Genomic DNA, 18126 nt, shown 5'->3' with positions numbered 1-18126 from the left:
GTCGCGAATGTTCACCGGTGCGTTAACGCGTGGAGTCATTGAAGCCGGGGGCTTCAATGACGAGTCCACCCTACGTTATCTCCGCCTGAAGCGACGCTCCCCGCGGAACCAATTGATCGCCGCATGCACCATCCCCTCCACGCTGCCTTCGCGCTCGTACTGCTGGCGCAGCAGGGCGGCGTCGCTGCCGCCGGCCGCGGCCGCCGCCAGGTGCTGCAGGCCGTCGACGCTGCCCAGCTGCTGCGCATACGGCTCCATCCTGCGCAGCGTGGCCAGGATATCCTCGCGGATCGACACGTTCTCGTAGCTCTTCGGGTGCGTGATCGTCCCGTCGAGCCCGAAGCGGCAGGCCTGGAAGCGGTTGTAGTTGTAGACGAGGTAATCGTCCTCGACGGGCGGGGCTTCGATTCGCTGCAGCAGGTAGCTGCACAGGGCCTGCAGGTAGGCCGCCAGCGCGGCGGCGCGCTCGACCGTCAGCGGCGTGTCGCAAACGCGCAGCTCGATGGTGCCGTATTCGGGCTTGGGGCGCAGGTCCCAGTAGAAATCCTTCATGCTTTTGATGATGCCGGTGCGCTCCATCTTGGCGTAATACGAGCTCTCGAAATCCTGCCAGCCGAGCGTGAACGGCGCCCGCCCGCTCATCGGGAAGGCGAACACGGAATTCAGGCGCGCCGAATCGAAATGGCTGTCGTGGCCCTGCACGAAGGGAGAGGAACTGGACAGGGCGATGAAGTGGGGGATGTAGCGGTTCAGCGCGTGCAGCAGGTACATGGCGTCGTCGCCATTGCCGCAGCCGATGTGCACGTGCTGGCCAAATACCGTGAACTGCTTGGCCAGGTAGCCGTACAGCGAGGACAGGTGCTCGAAGCGCGGCTTGGGAAAAATCTTTTGTTCCGACCAGTGCTGGAAAGGATGGGTGCCGCCGCCGGCGATGCCGATGTTCAGGGTGTCGCCGGCGGCGACCAGGGTGTCGCGGATTTCCTGCAGTTCGGCCAGCAGCGGCCCATAACTGGAATGCACGCTCGAGTTAATTTCGATCATGCTCTCCGTGATCTCGGGCGTGACGTTGCCGGGGAAGGGTTTGCGGGACAGCAGGTGCAGCAGGTCGGGACTGGCCGCCGTCAGGTCGAAGTCGGACAGGCTGACCAGCTGCAGCTCGAGCTCGACGCCGAAGGTCAGCGGGGTGGACTGGGTGAACGGTTCAAGCGGCATGTCTGACCTCGGGCTCGGTCGCGGGCGCTTCGCGGGCCCACATCAGGGCGCGCTGGATGATGACCGGGCCGAACACCTCGAGCAGCATCGTCACCGCCGCCACCGACTGCAACTGTTCGACCAGGTGCACGCCGGCCAGGCGCGCGTGTTCCAGCAGCAGGATGACGAACACCGACAGCGGCGCCAGCGCCACCCCGGCCAGCGTCCCCTTGCGCCAGGACACGCCCGACAGGTGGGCAAAGGCGGCGACGCCCAGCGTCTTGGTGAGCAGGCGCGCCAGCACGATAACCACGGCCAGCGCGCTGCCGGCCGCCACTTTCTCCCAGTCGAGGGTGGACGCGGCGAACACGAACAGCAGCACGGTGAGCAATTCGCCCAGCGCCCCAAAGCCGCGCTGGGCCTGGCTGAAGGCGACGCGGCGGTGGCGCGCCACCAGGCCGAAGGCGAGAGTGGCGACCACCGGCGACAGCCCGCCCGCGTAGGAAATGGCCACCAGCAGGATGACGGCCAGCGCAAAGGCGACGGTCGGGTCCTGGCGCGGGTTCTTGAGCCCCCGCAGCAGGGCAGGCACGGCCAGCCCGAACACGGCGCCGGTCAGCGTCGAGACGGCCAGCAGCACCAGGCTGCTCCAGATGGCGTCGCCCAGGTCCTCGAAGGTGCGGAAAATCCAGAAGCCGATCACGACATTGAAGGCAAACACCGCCAGCACGCAGTTCTGGGCCGTCAGGTGCAGCACGCGCTCGGTCACCTGGCCCGAGCTGCGCTGCTCGTTGATGACGCGCACGACGGTGGCGGGCGAGGTGGCCATCGAGAGCGAGGCCAGCATCAGGGCGATGAGCTGGGGCGCGCCGAAGGCGATCGCGATCAGGTAGACGGCGATGAAGGTGGCGAGCGACTCGACCAGCCCGCTGATGCCGATCCAGGGATTGTTCTTCAGCCAGCGCAGGTTGATGCGGTAGCCGAGCTCGAACAGGATCAGGCCGAAGGCGACGTCGGCCAGCATCGAAACCGCGCCGCCGTCGGGCGCGGGCAGCACGCCGAGCTGGGGACCGGCCAGCGCGAACCCGACGAGGCCGTAAAAACTGATGCGTGGCAATCCCGTCCAACGCTGCCCGAATTCCCCGGCAACCCAGGCGATGGCGATCGCGAAGGGCCACGCAAGGCTGGTCAGGAAGGACAGCAAGTCTGGCATGCAAGATCCTCGAAAATGGTGGGAACGGTGGAAAACCGCACCCGCAGCGATCGGGCTGGTCTTTTGCCGATTTTACAAGACGAGGACAGCCGCACCTGCGCACGATTGCGCCCTGCAACTGACGAGTTCAAACCGACGCCTTCATTGTCAGGGAAGGCGGCGCACTCTAGAATGGGGCCCTTTCCGATTCCTCATTCGTCGGCTCGCCCGACGCGCCTTCATGTCTTCCCAACCGCCCAGCCAGCCGCAAGCCCGCCCCCCGATCCGCCTGACCGCCCAGGTTCTGACCTGCGTCGCCTTTTCGCTGATCGCCTTCCTGATCATCGCCGTCGTCCAGGACGGAGCACGTGCCGTGTTGACCGGGCCGATGGGCTGGGGTTCGCAGTTCGTGTACGGGCTGGGCCTGTCGGCGCTGGCGGCGGTCGCCTCCTACCTCAGCTTCCGCCTGACGGCGCAATCGGAAGCGACGCGCAACACGATCACGGCCTATGGCAAGCTCGATTTGTCGGGCCTGAATCCGGTCTGGATCAGCATCGCGGCGGCGGTCGGCGAGGAGCTGCTGTTCCGCGCGGCGCTGCAGCCGCTGCTGGGGGTGTGGATTACCTCGGTGATTTTCCTGCTGACGCATACGCCGGTGTACCAGTTCCGCAAGATCAATCGGGCGACGCTGGTGCAGGCCGCGGGCGTGTTCGGGGCGAGCGTGGTGCTGGGCTTGATTTACCAGTATGTAGGCTTGCTGGCGGCGGTGATGGTGCATACCGCGCTGGATGTAGTAGGGCTGTATGTTGTGCGGAATGTGTTGCGGGAAGCGCGCTGATCCGGTGATGACGCGTAGGGTGGACGGGTCTCCCGTCCACGCGTTCAACCGCGACCTGAGCAGTCGTTCGGTATGCGAACACTGTTTGAACGCGTGGACGGGGAACCCGTCCACCCTACAATTGGCGATCGAATTTATTTGCTGAGCAAGCGCATCGCCCGCTCCAATCCCTCGATCGTCACCGGGAACATCCGGTTATTCATGATCTGGCGGATGACGGCGATCGACTGGCGGTACTGCCACAGGCTTTCCGGTTCCGGATTGAGCCAGGCGAACTTCGGAAAGGCGTTGCAGAAGCGCGCCAGCCATTCGGCGCCGGCTTCCTCGTTGTGGTATTCGACCGAGCCGCCGGGCGCGAGCACCTCGTAGGGGCTCATGGTGGCGTCGCCCACGAAAATCACGCGGGTGTCGGGCGGGTACTTGCGCAGGATGTCCCAGGTCGGGAAGCGTTCTGCATGGCGGCGCCGGTTGTTCTTCCACAGGTAGTCGTAGACGCAGTTGTGGAAGTAGAAGAACTCCATGTTCTTGAATTCGCTCTTGGCCGCCGAGAACAGCTCCTCGGTACGCTCGATGTGGTCGTCCATGGTGCCGCCGACGTCGAGCAGCATCAGCACTTTGATCCGGTTCTTGCGCTCGGGCTGCATGCGGATGTCGAGGTAGCCGGCATTGCTGGCGGTGGCGCGCACGGTCTCGTCGAGCGCGAATTCCTCGAACGCGCCGGTGCGGGCAAAGCGGCGCAGGCGGCGCAGCGCGACCTTGATGTTGCGGGTGCCCAGTTCGCGCTCGTCGTCGTAGTCCTTGTACGAACGCTGGTCCCAGACCTTCACCGCCGTGCGGTTGCGGCCCTGGCCGCCGATGCGGATGCCTTCCGGATTGGTGCCGCCATGGCCGAAGGGCGAGGTGCCGCCGGTGCCGATCCACTTGCTGCCGCCTTCGTGGCGTTCCTTCTGTTCCTTCAGCAGTTCGTTGAGGCGCTCCATCAGCTTCTCGTAGCCGAATTTTTCCAGTGCCGCCTTCTGCTCGGGCGTCAGCTCGCGCTCCATGCGCTTGATCAGCCAGTCGAGCGGGATCTCGCCCTTGCTCGTATCGAACACCGCCTCGATGCCCTTGAAGTAGCTGCCAAACGCGCGGTCGAATTTGTCGAAATGGGCTTCGTCCTTCACCAGCGTCAGGCGCGCGAGATAGTAGAACTCGTCGAGCGAGGGCGCGATCACGCTCTTTTCCAGGGCTTCGAGCAGGGTCAGGAATTCCTTGATCGAGACCGGGACTTTCGCGTTACGCAGGGCGAAGAAAAAATCGATCAGCATGTCAGTTGCCGGCGCCGTGCCGGGTCAGCAGGTAGTGCAGGTGCGTCTTGATCTCATGCCACTCGCCGCGCACGATGCTGTACATGACGGTGTCGCGCACGGTGCCGTCGCGGCGCGCGAAGTGGTGGCGGATCACGCCGTCCTTCTTCGCGCCCAGCCGCTCGATGGCGCGCTGCGAGGCATAATTGAAATTATCGGTGCGGAAGCCCACGACGGAACAGCCGAGGGTGTCGAAGGCGTGCGAGAGCAGCAATAATTTACAGCTCGTGTTCACGGAGCTGCGCTGGGCACTCTTTGCATACCAGGTGTAGCCAATCTCGACCCGGCCGATCTCGGGAACGATGTCGTGGTAGCTGGTCGTGCCCAGCACCGCGCCAGAGGACGAATCGATCACGGCAAAGGCGAGCCGGTTCGTCATTTCCAGTGCCGCGTGCACATAAGCCTGGGTGCGGTGCGGCTCCGGCACGCTCGTCACGCGCAGGTTCCACAAGTCCCCGTCGGCGGCGGCCAGGCGCAGGCCGTCGACGTGCCCCAGCGTCAGCGGTTCGAGCCGCACGCCGTGGAATTCGAGCGTCACCGGCTCGACCGCAACTCTGCCGACCGTCATCGGTTGGTCCTCGACATATAGACCAGGCGCTCGAACAGGTGCACGTCCTGCTCGTTCTTGAGCAGCGCGCCGTGCAGCGGCGGCACCACGGCCTTCGCATCCTGGCTGTGCAGGGCTTCGGCCGGGATGTCCTCGGCCATCAGGAGTTTCAGCCAGTCGAGGAACTCCGAGGTCGAGGGCTTCTTCTTGATGCCGGGGACATCGCGCACCTGGTAAAAGCTCTGCAGCGCGGCGGCCAGCAGTTCCTGCTTCAGGCGCGGGTAGTGCACCTGCACGATGTCGGCCATCGTCTCGCGGTCCGGGAATTTGATGTAGTGGAAGAAGCAGCGACGCAGGAAGGCGTCGGGCAGTTCCTTCTCGTTGTTCGAGGTGATGATGACCAGCGGGCGGTGCTTGGCGACCACCATTTCGCGCGTCTCGTAGACGTAGAATTCCATGCGGTCGAGTTCGCGCAGCAGGTCGTTCGGGAACTCGATGTCGGCCTTGTCGATCTCGTCGATGAGCAGCACCACCGGCTCGGGCGACGTAAACGCCTGCCACAGCACGCCCTTGACGATGTAGTTGTGGATGTCGCGCACGCGCTCGTCGCCCAGCTGGGAATCGCGCAGGCGCGAGACGGCGTCGTATTCGTACAGGCCCTGCTGGGCCTTGGTGGTCGACTTGACGTGCCACTGCAGCAGCGGCATGTTCAGCGCGGCCGCCACCTCTTCGGCCAGCATGGTCTTGCCGGTGCCCGGTTCGCCCTTGATCAGCAGCGGGCGCTGCAGGGTGAGGGCGGCGTTCACGGCCAGTTTCAGGTCGTCGGTGGCGACATAGCTCTCGGTGCCTTCGAAGCGAGTGTGGGCTTGCATACGCGTTGTTCGTCAGGAGGAAAATCCCGAGTATATGCCAGAACCCGCGGGCCGGCGGCAGGGGCGCACGAGGTTGGTAGACTGCAATCTTTTGTTGGGCTAGAATCGGCGGGTTGGTACTAAGTTAAGTTTCAGTGCGGTAGCGGTATTCGATTAAAAAATTTGCGATTCCCACCATGAAAAAACTTTTGGCAGTACTCGTTCTGGCCGCTTGCGCCGCTTCCGCGTCCGCAGCCGACGTCGTCGGCAATCCGAAGGCAGCCGCGAGCAAGATCGAAATGTGTATCGGTTGCCACGGCATCCCAGGCTACAAGGCTACCTTCCCCGAGGTGTACCAGGTGCCGATGATCGGCGGCCAGTCCGCCAAGTACATCGAATCCGCGCTGAACGCCTACAAGAAGGGCGACCGCAAGCATCCCTCGATGCGCGGCATCGCGATGAGCCTGTCCGACCAGGACATCGCCGACGTCGCCGCCTACTACTCGCAGCAGAACGCCCAGAGCCGAAAGTAAGGACCACGCCATGAAAAAACTGATCATCGCGCTGGCCCTCGGCGCTGTCTCCGCTTCTGTTACCACCTTCGCCGCCGCGGCCGACGTCAAGCGCGGCGAAGAGCTGGCCAAGAAGTACAACTGCGCGTCCTGCCACGGCGCCGACTATAATAAGCCGATCGACCCGAGCTACCCGAAGCTGGCCGGCCAGCATGCCGACTACATCGCGCACGCCCTCGTCGCCTACAAGCGCGGCGGCGACAAGGCCAACGGCCGCAGCAACCCGATCATGGCGGGCCAGGTGCAGCCGCTGACGAACCAGGACATGATCGACATCGGCGCCTACCTCGCCAGCCTGCCTTCGCAGCTCGTCATTCGCAAATAACGAAGCGCCTCTGGCGCCCGCAGCAGCGCCTCCGGCGCCTGCAGCAATCGCGATCCGGTCCCCCGGATCTGGCCTCGCCGGCCGGATCCGGGGGATTTTATTTTTTGCGGCGTCCGCGCCGTCGTCAGGAGTTGTATCTTGCAGTCCGTCTCACCTGCTTATTTGAAAACCAACCTGCTCAGCGGCCTGACCGTCGCCCTGGCCCTGGTTCCCGAAGCGATCGCCTTTGCCCTGGTCGCCCACGTCTCTCCGCTGACCGGCCTGTATGCCACCGTGCTGGTCTCCTTCATCACCTCCGCCTTCGGCGGCCGCCCGGGCATGATCTCGGGCGCGGCCGGGGCGCTGGCCGTGGTCATGGTGGCCCTCGTCGTCGAACACGGCGCGCAGTACCTGTTCGCGGCGATTGTCCTGATGGGCGTATGGCAGATGCTGTTCGCGGCCGCGCGCCTGGGCAAATTCATCCGCATGGTGCCCTATCCGGTCATGCTCGGCTTCGTCAACGGCCTGGCGCTGGTGATCTTCATCGCCCAGTTCGGCCACTTCAAGGTCGACGGGCAATGGATGCAGGGCGCCCAGCTCTACACGATGCTGGGCCTGGTGGCGGCGACGATGGCGGTCATCTACATCACGCCGCGCATCACCAAGGCCGTGCCGGCGACGCTGGTCGGCATCCTGGTCGTCACGCTCGGCGCGGCCCTGCTCGGCATCGAATCGAAGACCGTCGGCGACCTCGGATCGATCGGCGGCGGCCTGCCGGCCTTCGCGCTGCCCGACGTGCCGTTCAACCTCGAGACCTTTTACATCGTGCTGCCGTACTCGCTGGTGCTGGCCGGCGTCGGCCTGATCGAGTCGCTGCTGACGCTGACCCTGGTCGACGAGATCACCGAGACGCGCGGCCAGCCGAACCGCGAATGCATGGCGCAGGGCGCGGCCAACGTCGTCACCGCCTGCTTCGGCGGTATGGGCGGCTGCGCGATGATCGGCCAGAGCATGATCAACGTGAACAACGGCGCCTACGGCCGCCTGTCGGGCATCGCGGCTTCGCTGTTCCTGCTCTCCTTCATCCTGTTCGGCTCGAGCTGGATCGAGCAGATTCCGCTGGCGGCCCTGATCGGCGTGATGTTCGTAGTGTGCGAGAAAACCTTCGAGTGGGGCACTTTCCGCACCATCGGCAAGGTGCCGCGCGCCGATACGCTGGTGGTGGTACTGGTGGCGGCCATCACCCTGGTGTTCGACCTGGCGGTGGCGGTGATCGTCGGCGTGATCGTCTCGGCGCTGGTATTCGCCTGGCAGCACGCCAAGCAGGTCAAGGTGACGACATCGACCGACGCCCAGGGCTGGAAGGTGTACGAACTCGAGGGCACGCTGTTCTTCGCCTCGATCGCCAACTTCAACGAGCTGTTCGCGCCCAAGGACGATCCGCAGGACGTGGTGGTCGAGTTCCGCCGCGCGCGCGTGGTGGATCACTCGGCGATCCAGGCGATCGACGCCCTGGCCGAGCGCTACCGGGCGCTGGGCAAGCGCCTGCACCTGCGCCACCTGAGCCCGGACTGCCGCGAGCTGCTCGGCAAGGCGCAGGACATGATCGAAGTGAACGTGCTGGAAGATCCGCGCTACCGGGTGGCGGACGACAAGCTGGGCTAATGCGGCACTGACGAGGCGCGGCGGCGCTGCCGGCTACTGCTGCGCGGCAGCCGCGTTTGCATCCGCCACCGCGTTCGGCTGCGGCGCTGCGCATTGTTCCTTCAGGCGCGCCGACAAGGCTCCCGACTGCTCCTTCTCGCCGCGCGCCCCATGCCACTCGGCCATGGCGGCGATCGCCTGGCAGGTGCGCCTGTGGGCGCTGGCGCTGTCCTCACCTGCCGCTTTCAGCAGGGCCTCGGCGCTCATCTTGCCGAGATAGAAATCGGCGATCGGACCTGGCCATTCGTCGTCCTCGTTGCGCGCGAAGTTTGCCTTCAGTTCGGTCGCCGCCAGTTCCGGCTGGCCCGTACGCAGGCGCGCGATGTACAGCCACAGCGCGGCGCTGCGATGCGAGGGCAGCTTGTCGAGGCCGGCGCGGATGCGCGTCGCGCCCTCGGGTACGAGCCCGCGCAGCATCATGCTGCGCCCGGTCGCGATGCCTGCGAGCGGGTTGCCGCCGGCTGCCGCTTTTTCCAGCAAGGCAGAGCCGCGCGCGGCGTCCCTCGGAACCAGCTTGCCCCGCATGTAGATGTCGGCCAGCGCTATTTGCGCATCGGCGTTGCCGGCTTCGGCCTCGGCGGTGATCCAGGGCTCGAGCGTGCGCCGTTGCCCGAAGGGCTCGCCGCCGAGATAGGAGATATACAGTTTTTTCTGGCTCATCGCGAACAGCACGCGGTGCGAGCGCAGGAAGTCGTCGCCCAGCAGGACGTCGACTTCGCCCTCGTAGTCGATGACGGCGATCTCGGCGTTGCTCACGGTTTCGTCGCCGATCTGGAAGGTGTCGAAGCTCGTGCGCCAGCGCGGCGGCTTGCGTTCGCCGATGCCGTACGACACGCCCGCGCGGGTGACGCCAGGGGCGTCGAGCTTGAGGCCGGCGCGCTTGGCGGCGCGCAGCGTGATCGAGGTCGTGGCGGCGCCGGTGTCGATGATCGCCGCCATCTTCACGCCATTGACCGTCACCGTGAAGCGGGGATTCGGGTTATCGCGGCTTTCGTATTCGAAGGGGACGACGACGGCGTCCGGGCTCCAGTAGGCGAGGAACTGGTCCTTGCAATCGAGCGGCCGGAAGAACTTCATTTCCTTGGTCGCCAGCGAAATCTCCAGGTCGGCCTGCAGCAGGAAGGGCGCGCCAATGATCGCGTCGAAGGTGGGCGTGGCGCCGAAGTCGGTCAGGACCTTCATGTAGCCCTTGGCGCCGCCCGCGATGCCGGTCGAGAATTCCTTGACCCGCGTTTCGTAGATCCGGGCACTGCCGCCGACGCCGCGAGCATACCTGCCCGTATTACGCAGGACCATGTCGCGGCGCTCGGTGCCGGTGCGCGTGAGGACGGTTTGCCAGGCGCCGGTGTCGACCAGCATGGTGGCCGGCGTGTTGTTGATGCTGCCGACGGTCGTCACTTGCAGCGCAGGGCCGGTGTACTGCAGCGGCAGCCTGGCGACCTCGACATATTTGCAGCCAGGCGGGTCGGCAGCGGCGGCAGTTGGATGCGCCAGCGCGGCACAGGCGCAGAAGCTGAGCGCGGCAGCGCTGCGGAAGAAGGACTTGTTCATCCAGCAATTCTAGCTGGAAAGTTTCCTGTGGTGCAATTTTATTGCATGCATATAGATTGCTGCGGACGGCAGCGACATGACAAGAAAAAAGCGGCCATGGCCGCTTTTGTGTATCGATTTTCGCCTGTTCGCCGCGCTAGCGCGTCGCGCGCCGCCGCACGCATTCGATATAGGCTTCGGTATCCGGCGGCAGGCCGTTGCGCTGCGACTTCCAGATCATCTCGCCCAGGCATTCCATGATTTCGTGGTGCGCATCGTGCTCGCCGATGCGCGACACCAGCAGGTCGTGCGCGGCCTTGATGCCGCGCGGCTGGTCGATCGAGACCTGTTCGGCGATCGACAGGTGCATCGACAGGTGCAGGAACGGATTCGGCTGGCCGCCCTCGACCGAATAGTCGCGCGCGACGGCTTCGTCGGCGTCGAAGAGGGCCTCGTGGTATTCGGGATGCTGGACGATCCAGTCGGCGGCGATCGCGTCCATCGGCGTAAGGACTTCACCGGCGCGTTGCTTGCGGTAGGCTTCGCAGAAAAAGCGGCGCACGTCGTGCGAGGACGGTGTGAACATGGTCGGGAAGAGAAAACAAGGAAGGGCGCCATTGTAGCCGGATGGCGCGGGACGTGCCGAAGGTGCGCCGGTATCATGCAGCTTTCGACAGGGGGAAGCGATGAGGGAACTGGACCTGACGCTCGATGACGGGCATTCCCTGCATGTCTACGACCAGGGGCGACGCGACGGCGATGCACTGGCGGTGTTCTGGCTGCACGGCACGCCGAATATCGGCGCGCCGCCGGCGCCGCTGGAGGCCGATGCAAACCGGCTCGGGCTGCGCTGGATCGGCTATGACCGGCCAGGCTACGGCGGTTCCACCCGCCGCCAGGGACGCAAGGTCGCCGACGCGGCGCGCGATGTTGCCTGCATTGCCGATGCGCTCGGAATCGGCCGGTTTGCGGTGATGGGACACTCCGGCGGCGGCCCCCACGCGCTGGCCTGCGCCGCCCTGTTGCCGGCACGCGTGCTGGCGGCCGTCAGCGTGGCCGGGCTGGCGCCCTACGACGCGGAAGGGCTCGACTGGTTCGGCAGCATGCATCCCTGCGGTGCAGCAAGCCTGCAGTCGGCGCTCGCGGGGTTGGCGGCAAAGGAAGCGTACGAGGCATCCGGCCCCGAGTTCGACCCGGCGCTGTTCACCGACGCCGACCGCGCAGCGCTGGCGGGGCGGTGGTCTTGGTTCGACAGCGTGGTCGGTCCTGCCATGGCGCATGGACCGGGAGGGCTAGTCGACGACGACTTGGCCTACGTGAGGCCCTGGGGATTCGACTGTGCCGGGGTTTCGCGGCCACTGCTCCTGCTGCATGGAAGCGCGGACCGGATCGTGCCGATCGGCCATGCCGCCTGGCTAGGGGGCCATTGCCAGGGAGCCGAGCTGTGGCAGTTGCCGGACGATGGCCATATCTCGGTGCTCGGCGCTGCCCCGCGGGCCTTGGCATGGCTGAGGGATCACGCGTCGTCAGCAGCCGGGATGGACTGAGCGGCGCGCCGGCAGCGATTGCCCGGCGCTACTGCTTTAACACTATTTTTTTTCGTTTAGTAACTTGTTGCGGGCCATGCTTATTGCGCAAAAAAAACAGGCCCCACCGTTTGCACGGTGTGCCTGTTTTCATGTTGCAGTCTACTTATTTTTCCGGCGCGAGTACCATTTGCGATTCAGTCCCGGCACTGATCGCCTCGCGCGACTTGGCAGGCGGCTTGGCGGCTCCGCTGCCCTGTCCGCGCGGCTGGCGCAGGTAGCGCGCGCTGTGGCGGCGCTCCGCGTGCCCGCCGTTGGGCGGAATGGTCAGGAAGCGCGACAATTCCTGCAATGCACGCTGGTAGACATCGCGCTTGAACTCGATGACCACGTCCAGCGGCACCCAGTAGTCGTGCCAGCGCCAGGCGTCGAACTCCGGATGGTCGGTCAGGCGCAGATTGACGTCGTTGTCGCGCGCAACCATGCGCAACAGGAACCAGATCTGCTTCTGGCCGCGGTAATGGCCGCGGATCTCGCGCTTGATGAAATGGTCCGGCACCTCATAGCGCAGCCAGTCGCGGGTACGGCCCACGATCTTGACATGCTCCTGGCGCAAACCGATTTCCTCCTCGAGCTCGCGGTACATCGCCTGTTCCGGCGTCTCGCCGTATTTGATACCCCCTTGCGGAAACTGCCACGAGTGCTCGCGCACCCGTTTGCCCCACCACACCTCGTTATTGGCGTTCAGCAGGATGATGCCGACGTTGGGGCGAAACCCTTCCCGATCGAGCATAGTGCACCTCGAAACTTTCTGCCGGCCTTTGTGTCCCTTACATTTTTACTTACAAATCCAGGCGTCGGCCGCCTCCGCTCGTGACGAAAACGGCTGGCGCTGCATGTTGCGGACCCATTTGTACAAAGATTGGACGCATCAGCCAGCTAATCCTTTAAAATTAGGTCGATTATAACTCTCTCTTTTTAAAAAGAATTCATCGATATGCGCGCCTCACGATTTTTTATTTCAACTCTTAAAGAAGCGCCGTCCGACGCCGAGATCGTCAGCCACCAGCTCATGATGCGCGCCGGGATGATCAAGCGCCTCGGCTCCGGCATCTACACGTACATGCCGACCGGCCTGCGCGTGATCCGCAAGGTCGAGGCCATCATCCGCGAAGAAATGAACAAGTCGGGCGCCCTCGAACTCCTGATGCCGGTCGTGCAGCCGGCCGAGCTGTGGCAGGAAACCGGCCGCTGGGACAAGATGGGTGCGGAACTGATGCGCGTCAAGGACCGCCATGGCCGCGACTACGCGATCCAGCCGACCTCCGAAGAAGTCGTCACCGACGTCGTGCGTACGGAAGTGAAATCCTACCGCCAGCTGCCGCTGAACTTCTATCACATCCAGACCAAGTTCCGCGACGAGCGCCGCCCGCGTTTCGGCCTGATGCGCGGCCGCGAGTTCACGATGAAGGATGCCTACTCCTTCGACCGCGACCTCGAGGGCATGCAGAAGTCCTACCAGATCATGTTCGACGCCTATGTGCGCATCTTCAACCGCTTCGGTTTGAAATTCCGCGCGGTGGCGGCCGACAACGGCGCCATCGGCGGCACCGGCTCGCACGAATTCCACGTCATCGCCTCGACCGGCGAAGACGCGCTGGTCTACTGCCCGGACTCGGATTTCGCGGCCAACATGGAAGCGGCCGAGGCGCTGGCCATCGGCGAGCGCGGCGCGGCGGCCGAAGAGATGAAGAAGGTGCCGACGCCCGGTAAAACCAAGTGCGAAACCGTGGCCGAACTGCTGAACCTGCCGCTGTCGCGCACGGTGAAAACCATCGCGCTGACCGTTGAACAAGAAGAAGAGGGTAAAGTCAGCAAGCAGTACTTCATGCTGCTGCTGCGCGGCGACCACGAACTGAACGAAGTCAAGGTCGGCAAGGTTGCCGGCCTGGCGAACCACCGCTTCTCGACCGAAGCGGAAATCCAGGAAGTCTACGGCAGCGTGCCGGGCTACCTGGGCCCGGTCGCGCCGAAACAGCCGGTGACCGTCGTTGCCGACCGCACGGTCGCCAACATGGCCGATTTCGTCTGCGGCGCCAACGAGGCGGACTTCCACCTGACGGGCGTGAATTGGGGCCGCGACCTGCCCGAGCCGATCGTTGCCGACCTGCGCAACGTGGTCGAAGGCGATGCCTCGCCGGACGGCAAAGGCGTGCTGGCGATCGAGCGCGGCATCGAAGTGGGCCACGTGTTCCAGCTCGGCACCGCCTACTCCGAGAAGATGGGCGCGACCTACCTCGACGAGAACGGCAAGCCGGCCCCGCTGCAGATGGGCTGCTACGGCATCGGCGTGACCCGCATCCTGGGCGCGGCGATCGAGCAGAATTTCGACGACAAGGGCATCGTCTGGCCGGACGCGCTGGCGCCTTTCCAGCTGGTGCTGTGCCCGATGGGCATGGACCGCAGCGAGATGGTCAAGGAGCAGGTCGAGAAGCTGTATGCCGAGCTGCAGGCGGCAGGCGTGGATGTCATCGTCGACGACCGCGGCCTGCGTCCGGGCGCGATGTTTGCCGACTGGGAGCTGATCGGCGTGCCGCACCGCATCGTCATCGGCGAGCGCGGCCTGAAAGAGGGCAACCTCGAATACCAGGGCCGCCGCGACACCGAGGCGACTGCCGTGCCGGTTGCCGAGATGGTCGGCTTCATCAAGGGCAAGCTGGGCCAGTGATGCTGAAGCAGGTACACGGCCGGGCCGCGGCCTGGCTGGGGAGCGCGCTGCTCTCGTTCGCCCTGGCCGCTGCGCCCGCCCACGCCGGCAACCAGAAAGAGGAGGCGCTGGCCGACTCGGTGCGGCTGGCGCTCTCGAACGCGATTGCCGACACGCGCCCGCCGAAGCCGAGCTTCCGCGACGAGGCGGCGCGCGTGCGCTACCAGATGTGGTTCACGGAGATGTCGGCGCGCCTGAAAAAGCGCCTGTCGGACGAACAGTCGCGCACCGAATTCCTCGAATCGGTCTGGTACGAATCGACCCGCGCCGGGCTCGACCCGGGCCTGGTGCTGGGCCTGATCCAGGTCGAATCGGCCTATCGCAAGTACGCGGTGTCGATCGTCGGCGCGCGCGGCTACATGCAGGTGATGCCGTTCTGGACCAAGGTGATCGGCGACAGCGACCGCCGCAAGCTCTTCCACATGCAAACCAACCTGCGCTACGGCTGCGCGATCCTGCGCATGTACCTCGACATGGAACGCGGCAACCTCTACCTCGCCCTCGGCCGCTACAACGGCAGCCGCGGCAAGCCGCAGTACCCGAACGCGGTGCTGGCGGCGTGGAAGAAGTGGGGGTTCAATCCGGTGCAGGTGGCGTCGCGGTAGATCGGCCCGTAGGGTGGACGGCAAAGCCGTCCACCCTACAATCCCACAACATATCAATCGAGCCACGGTCCCCCATCCCGGTGTAGACTGCCCGCTTTTCCCCGCTCCAACATCCATCATGCGAATGAACACCCTCGCCGCCGCGAGCCTGCTGGCGCTGCTCGCCGGCTGTGCGTCGACCGGCACGACCCAGGCACCGGCGCAAACGAATAGCGACGGCAGCCCGCGCGCCAAAAACATCATCTTCTTCCTCGGCGACGGCATGGGCATCAACACCCTCACCGCCGCGCGCATCTTCCATGCCGGCGAAGACGGCGAACTGACCATCGACACGCTGCCCGAGTCGGCCTTCGTGAAAACCTTCTCGAACGACGCGCAGGTGACCGACAGCGCCGCCTCGATGGCGGCCTACATGACCGGCGTAAAGCAGAACAACAACGTGATCTCGATGTCGACCGAGACCCGCGCGATTTCTCCGGCGCCCGACGCCAACGGCAACCGCCTGGTGAGCCGCTGCCAGGAAGGAGGCAAAACCAATGGCAAGCCCGTGACCACCCTGGCCGAACTGGCCAAGGCGCGCGGCATGGCCGCCGGCGTCGTCACCACCACCAAGGTCACCGACGCCACCCCGGCCGCCACCTATGCCCACGTCTGCACGCGCAGGCTGGAAGCCGACATCGCGGCAAGCCTGGTGCCGGGCGGCGCGGGCTACAACGCGGCGCTGGGCAGCAAGGGCCTGGACCTGGTCTTCGGCGGCGGCGCCGAGTTCTTCACGCCCTTCGCCCAGGGCGGCAAGCGCGCCGACGGGCGCAACCTGGTGGGCGAACTGCAGGCGCAGGGCTGGCGCGTCGCCTCGAACACGGCGCAGATGACGGCATTGAGCGCGACCCTGCAGCCGGTCATCGGCCTGTTCGGCCAGGGCCACCTGGCCTTCGAGGCCGAGCGCGACCCGGTCAAGCAGCCGGCGCTGGCCAACATGGCGGGCAAGGCAGTCGACATCCTCTCGACGAACCCGAACGGCTTCTTCCTGATGGTCGAGGGCGGCCTGATCGACCATGCGCTGCACGCCACCCGGGCCAAGCGCGCGCTGCAGGAGACGGTCAACTACAACGCCGCACTGAAGCACGTCATCGACAAGATGCAGGCCATCGACCCGGGCCTGAAGAACACCCTGATCGTCGCCACCGCCGACCACGACCACACGCTGCTGATTAACGGCTACTCGCCGCGCACCGGCAAGACCACGCCGGCCAACCCCGGCATCCTGGGCCTGGTACGCGGCCTGCCGGAGGGGAAAATCCGCCTCGACAAGGACGGCGCGCCCTTCACGATCCTGGGCTTCGGCACCGGCGAGCACCGCATCCAGGGCAGCCGCAAGGACGTGAAACTGACCGACGAGATCGCGGCCGGCGACGACTACCACCAGGAAGCGGTGGTGCGCACCCGCGCCGGCGCCGAGACCCATGGCGGCGCCGACGTCTACCTCGGGGCGATCGGCGCCAATGCGGAGCTGTTCCGCGGCACCATCGACAACACCCGCGTTTTCAGCCTGATCAAGACCGCGGCGGGCCTGTGAGCCGTACCGCCAGAAAGCACCAGATGACCACCATCCGACTCTCCGCGCTGCTTGTCGCAGCCTGCTTCACCCTGAACGCGCAGTCAGCACCAGTCGCCCCCAAAGCCCAGGCGAAAAACATCATCTTCTTCCTCGGCGACGGCATGGGCCCGACCACCATCACCGCCGCGCGCATCTTTAAAAGCGGCGAAGACGGCCTGCTGAACTTCGAGCGCCTCGACCGCACCGCACGCATCAAGACCTATTCCGCTGACGCCCAGGTCACCGACAGCGCGCCCTCGATGGGCGCCTACATGACCGGCGTGAAGATCAACAACGACGTGATCTCGCTGAAGGACGCGAAACCGGTCGCGCCGGGCAAGGACGCCAACGGCATCGCCAGCATCGACCGCTGTGGTGCGAATAACGGCACGGCGCCGATGACGATCCTGGAACTGGCCAAGGCCGCCGGCAAGTCGGTCGGCGCGGTCACCACGACCGAACTGACCCACGCCACCCCGGCCTCGACCTTCTCGCACGTCTGCGACCGCGACATGGCCTACACCATCGCCCAGCAGGTGGTGCCGGGCGGCGCCGGCTACAACGCGCGCCTGCTCGACGGCGTCGACGTCCTGATGGGAGGAGGGCGCAACCACTTCACGCCTTTCGACGCGAAGACCAACCCGAAGGGCCGCGGCGACGGGCGCGACCTGATCGCGGAACTGGGAAGCCAGGGCTACTTCGTGGCCCATACCCGCGCCGACATGGCCTCCGCGCGCGTCGGGCGCAAGTTCGTCGGCATCTACAGCGCCGAGAGCCACCTCGACTACGCCTCCAAGCGCCGTCCCGAGCAGCCGACCCTGGCCGAGATGACGGCCAAGTCGATCGAGCTGCTCTCGAAGAATCCGAAAGGCTTCTTCCTGATGGTCGAAGGCGGCAAGATCGACCACGCGCTGCACGACACCAACGCACGCAATGCGATGGTCGAGACGGTGGCCTTCGACGAGGCGATCCAGACGGCGGTGGACCGCATGCGCGCGCTCGATCCGGGCCTGGAAAACACCCTGATCGTCGTCACCGCCGACCACGACCACACGATGGTCCTGAACGGCTACCCGAAGCGCGGCAACCCGGTGCTCGACATCGTGCGCAACGTCGGCGACGGCCAGCCGACCAGGGACGCCGACGGCAAGACTTATACGACCCTCGTCTTCGGCAATGGCCCGAACCGCCCGGACCTGCGCGCGGACGTCGACAGCGCCACCGCGCTGTCCGAGGGCTACCACCAGGAGACCGGCGTGCGCTGGTCGAGCGAGTCGCACGGCGGCGGCGACGTCAAGCTGTACGCGGCCGGCGCCGGCTCCGCGCCGTTCAAGGGGACGATCGAGAACACGCATGTGTTCACGCTGATGAAAGCGGCATTCGGGTTTTGAATTGCGTAGGGTGGGCACCCCGTGCCCACGCGGAAGCATGCGTCGCGTTGGCGCGAGAATACCGTTACCACTGTGCTGGCTTTCGCGTGGGCACAGGGTGCCCACCCTACGGGTCAAGCACATCCGCCGCCATATATTCACGTCTTTAAAACAAAAAGCCCCGAT

17 protein-coding genes are annotated in these 18126 nt (G+C 65.3%); 9 read left to right on the top strand and 8 right to left on the bottom strand.

The window, feature by feature from the left end; all coding sequences use genetic code 11:
* Positions 1-75 precede the first annotated feature (75 nt).
* Together ACWCIA_RS10790 and ACWCIA_RS10785 are read right to left on the bottom strand one after the other, a co-directional pair.
* A complete protein-coding gene (locus tag ACWCIA_RS10790; protein WP_454163137.1) occupies positions 76-1212 on the bottom strand; it encodes a YbdK family carboxylate-amine ligase in 1137 nt (378 codons plus the stop codon).
* Positions 1202-2404, bottom strand: a complete 1203-nt coding sequence (locus ACWCIA_RS10785) for a cation:proton antiporter (protein WP_454163135.1) — start codon at positions 2402-2404, stop codon at positions 1202-1204. The genes ACWCIA_RS10790 and ACWCIA_RS10785 overlap by 11 nt, the downstream gene beginning before the upstream one ends.
* 220 nt (positions 2405-2624) lie before the next feature.
* Between ACWCIA_RS10785 and ACWCIA_RS10780 the strand changes: the two genes are divergently transcribed.
* Positions 2625-3221, top strand: coding sequence for a CPBP family intramembrane glutamic endopeptidase (locus ACWCIA_RS10780; protein WP_454163133.1), 597 nt, complete (start codon positions 2625-2627; stop codon positions 3219-3221).
* A 134-nt stretch (positions 3222-3355) separates the two neighbouring features.
* Here ACWCIA_RS10780 and ACWCIA_RS10775 read toward each other — a convergent pair whose 3' ends face one another.
* The 3 genes from ACWCIA_RS10775 to ACWCIA_RS10765 are packed head-to-tail and all read right to left on the bottom strand — an operon-like array spanning position 3356 to position 5986.
* Positions 3356-4528, bottom strand: coding sequence for a vWA domain-containing protein (locus ACWCIA_RS10775; protein WP_454163131.1), 1173 nt, complete (start codon positions 4526-4528; stop codon positions 3356-3358).
* A gap of 1 nt (position 4529) precedes the next feature.
* Positions 4530-5135 (bottom strand): GNAT family N-acetyltransferase, encoded by a 606-nt coding sequence (locus tag ACWCIA_RS10770; RefSeq protein WP_454163129.1) that lies wholly within the window; start codon positions 5133-5135, stop codon positions 4530-4532.
* Positions 5132-5986, bottom strand: coding sequence for an AAA family ATPase (locus ACWCIA_RS10765; RefSeq protein WP_454163127.1), 855 nt, complete (start codon positions 5984-5986; stop codon positions 5132-5134). The genes ACWCIA_RS10770 and ACWCIA_RS10765 overlap by 4 nt, the downstream gene beginning before the upstream one ends.
* A 176-nt stretch (positions 5987-6162) precedes the next feature.
* Here ACWCIA_RS10765 and ACWCIA_RS10760 point away from each other — a divergent pair, with 176 nt between their 5' ends.
* From ACWCIA_RS10760 to ACWCIA_RS10750, 3 genes are all read left to right on the top strand, one after another.
* Entirely contained in the window at positions 6163-6498 is a 336-nt protein-coding gene (locus ACWCIA_RS10760; protein ID WP_454163125.1) for a c-type cytochrome, read from the top strand.
* A 10-nt stretch (positions 6499-6508) separates the two neighbouring features.
* Entirely contained in the window at positions 6509-6862 is a 354-nt protein-coding gene (locus ACWCIA_RS10755; RefSeq protein WP_454163123.1) for a c-type cytochrome, read from the top strand.
* Positions 6863-7000: 138 nt separating this feature from the next.
* Positions 7001-8506, top strand: coding sequence for a SulP family inorganic anion transporter (locus tag ACWCIA_RS10750; protein WP_454163122.1), 1506 nt, complete (start codon positions 7001-7003; stop codon positions 8504-8506).
* 33 nt (positions 8507-8539) lie between these two features.
* On the opposite strand, the gene ACWCIA_RS10745 is transcribed toward ACWCIA_RS10750, so the two are convergent.
* Both ACWCIA_RS10745 and ACWCIA_RS10740 read right to left on the bottom strand, forming a co-directional pair.
* Positions 8540-10096 (bottom strand): retroviral-like aspartic protease family protein, encoded by a 1557-nt coding sequence (locus ACWCIA_RS10745; RefSeq protein ID WP_454163120.1) that lies wholly within the window; start codon positions 10094-10096, stop codon positions 8540-8542.
* A gap of 136 nt (positions 10097-10232) precedes the next feature.
* Positions 10233-10661: a DUF1841 family protein gene (locus ACWCIA_RS10740; protein ID WP_454163118.1), complete on the bottom strand. Its 429-nt coding sequence runs from the start codon at positions 10659-10661 to the stop codon at positions 10233-10235.
* Between the two features lie 100 nt (positions 10662-10761).
* Between ACWCIA_RS10740 and ACWCIA_RS10735 the strand changes: the two genes are divergently transcribed.
* Entirely contained in the window at positions 10762-11622 is an 861-nt protein-coding gene (locus ACWCIA_RS10735) for an alpha/beta fold hydrolase (protein ID WP_454163116.1), read from the top strand.
* Between the two features lie 145 nt (positions 11623-11767).
* Here the strand turns inward: ACWCIA_RS10735 and ACWCIA_RS10730 are convergent, their stop codons facing one another.
* Entirely contained in the window at positions 11768-12394 is a 627-nt protein-coding gene (locus tag ACWCIA_RS10730) for an RNA pyrophosphohydrolase (protein WP_454163114.1), read from the bottom strand.
* A gap of 204 nt (positions 12395-12598) precedes the next feature.
* Here ACWCIA_RS10730 and ACWCIA_RS10725 point away from each other — a divergent pair, with 204 nt between their 5' ends.
* From ACWCIA_RS10725 to ACWCIA_RS10710, 4 genes are all read left to right on the top strand, one after another.
* The gene (locus tag ACWCIA_RS10725) at positions 12599-14329 is read left to right on the top strand and encodes a proline--tRNA ligase (protein ID WP_454163112.1); all 1731 of its coding nucleotides are present in this window, start codon (positions 12599-12601) and stop codon (positions 14327-14329) included.
* Positions 14329-14973, top strand: a complete 645-nt coding sequence (locus tag ACWCIA_RS10720) for a lytic transglycosylase domain-containing protein (protein WP_454163110.1) — start codon at positions 14329-14331, stop codon at positions 14971-14973. The genes ACWCIA_RS10725 and ACWCIA_RS10720 overlap by 1 nt, the downstream gene beginning before the upstream one ends.
* A gap of 124 nt (positions 14974-15097) precedes the next feature.
* Positions 15098-16549: an alkaline phosphatase gene (locus ACWCIA_RS10715; RefSeq protein ID WP_454163108.1), complete on the top strand. Its 1452-nt coding sequence runs from the start codon at positions 15098-15100 to the stop codon at positions 16547-16549.
* Positions 16550-16572: 23 nt separating this feature from the next.
* A complete protein-coding gene (locus ACWCIA_RS10710) occupies positions 16573-17961 on the top strand; it encodes an alkaline phosphatase (protein ID WP_454163106.1) in 1389 nt (462 codons plus the stop codon).
* Positions 17962-18126 lie beyond the last annotated feature (165 nt).

Source organism: Massilia sp. SYSU DXS3249, from assembly GCF_053668055.1.
Note: the sequence above shows the minus strand (reverse complement) of the source record. Positions and strands in the feature narration are given on the sequence as shown.

Coding starts and splice junctions, on each gene's coding strand:
- ACWCIA_RS10790 (WP_454163137.1), bottom strand. CDS start 1,212: ATGCCGCTTGAACCGTTCACCCAGTCCACCCCGCTGACCTTCGGCGTC.
- ACWCIA_RS10785 (WP_454163135.1), bottom strand. CDS start 2,404: ATGCCAGACTTGCTGTCCTTCCTGACCAGCCTTGCGTGGCCCTTCGCG.
- ACWCIA_RS10780 (WP_454163133.1), top strand. CDS start 2,625: ATGTCTTCCCAACCGCCCAGCCAGCCGCAAGCCCGCCCCCCGATCCGC.
- ACWCIA_RS10775 (WP_454163131.1), bottom strand. CDS start 4,528: ATGCTGATCGATTTTTTCTTCGCCCTGCGTAACGCGAAAGTCCCGGTC.
- ACWCIA_RS10770 (WP_454163129.1), bottom strand. CDS start 5,135: ATGACGGTCGGCAGAGTTGCGGTCGAGCCGGTGACGCTCGAATTCCAC.
- ACWCIA_RS10765 (WP_454163127.1), bottom strand. CDS start 5,986: ATGCAAGCCCACACTCGCTTCGAAGGCACCGAGAGCTATGTCGCCACC.
- ACWCIA_RS10760 (WP_454163125.1), top strand. CDS start 6,163: ATGAAAAAACTTTTGGCAGTACTCGTTCTGGCCGCTTGCGCCGCTTCC.
- ACWCIA_RS10755 (WP_454163123.1), top strand. CDS start 6,509: ATGAAAAAACTGATCATCGCGCTGGCCCTCGGCGCTGTCTCCGCTTCT.
- ACWCIA_RS10745 (WP_454163120.1), bottom strand. CDS start 10,096: ATGAACAAGTCCTTCTTCCGCAGCGCTGCCGCGCTCAGCTTCTGCGCC.
- ACWCIA_RS10740 (WP_454163118.1), bottom strand. CDS start 10,661: ATGTTCACACCGTCCTCGCACGACGTGCGCCGCTTTTTCTGCGAAGCC.
- ACWCIA_RS10735 (WP_454163116.1), top strand. CDS start 10,762: ATGAGGGAACTGGACCTGACGCTCGATGACGGGCATTCCCTGCATGTC.
- ACWCIA_RS10730 (WP_454163114.1), bottom strand. CDS start 12,394: ATGCTCGATCGGGAAGGGTTTCGCCCCAACGTCGGCATCATCCTGCTG.
- ACWCIA_RS10725 (WP_454163112.1), top strand. CDS start 12,599: ATGCGCGCCTCACGATTTTTTATTTCAACTCTTAAAGAAGCGCCGTCC.
- ACWCIA_RS10720 (WP_454163110.1), top strand. CDS start 14,329: ATGCTGAAGCAGGTACACGGCCGGGCCGCGGCCTGGCTGGGGAGCGCG.
- ACWCIA_RS10715 (WP_454163108.1), top strand. CDS start 15,098: ATGAACACCCTCGCCGCCGCGAGCCTGCTGGCGCTGCTCGCCGGCTGT.
- ACWCIA_RS10710 (WP_454163106.1), top strand. CDS start 16,573: ATGACCACCATCCGACTCTCCGCGCTGCTTGTCGCAGCCTGCTTCACC.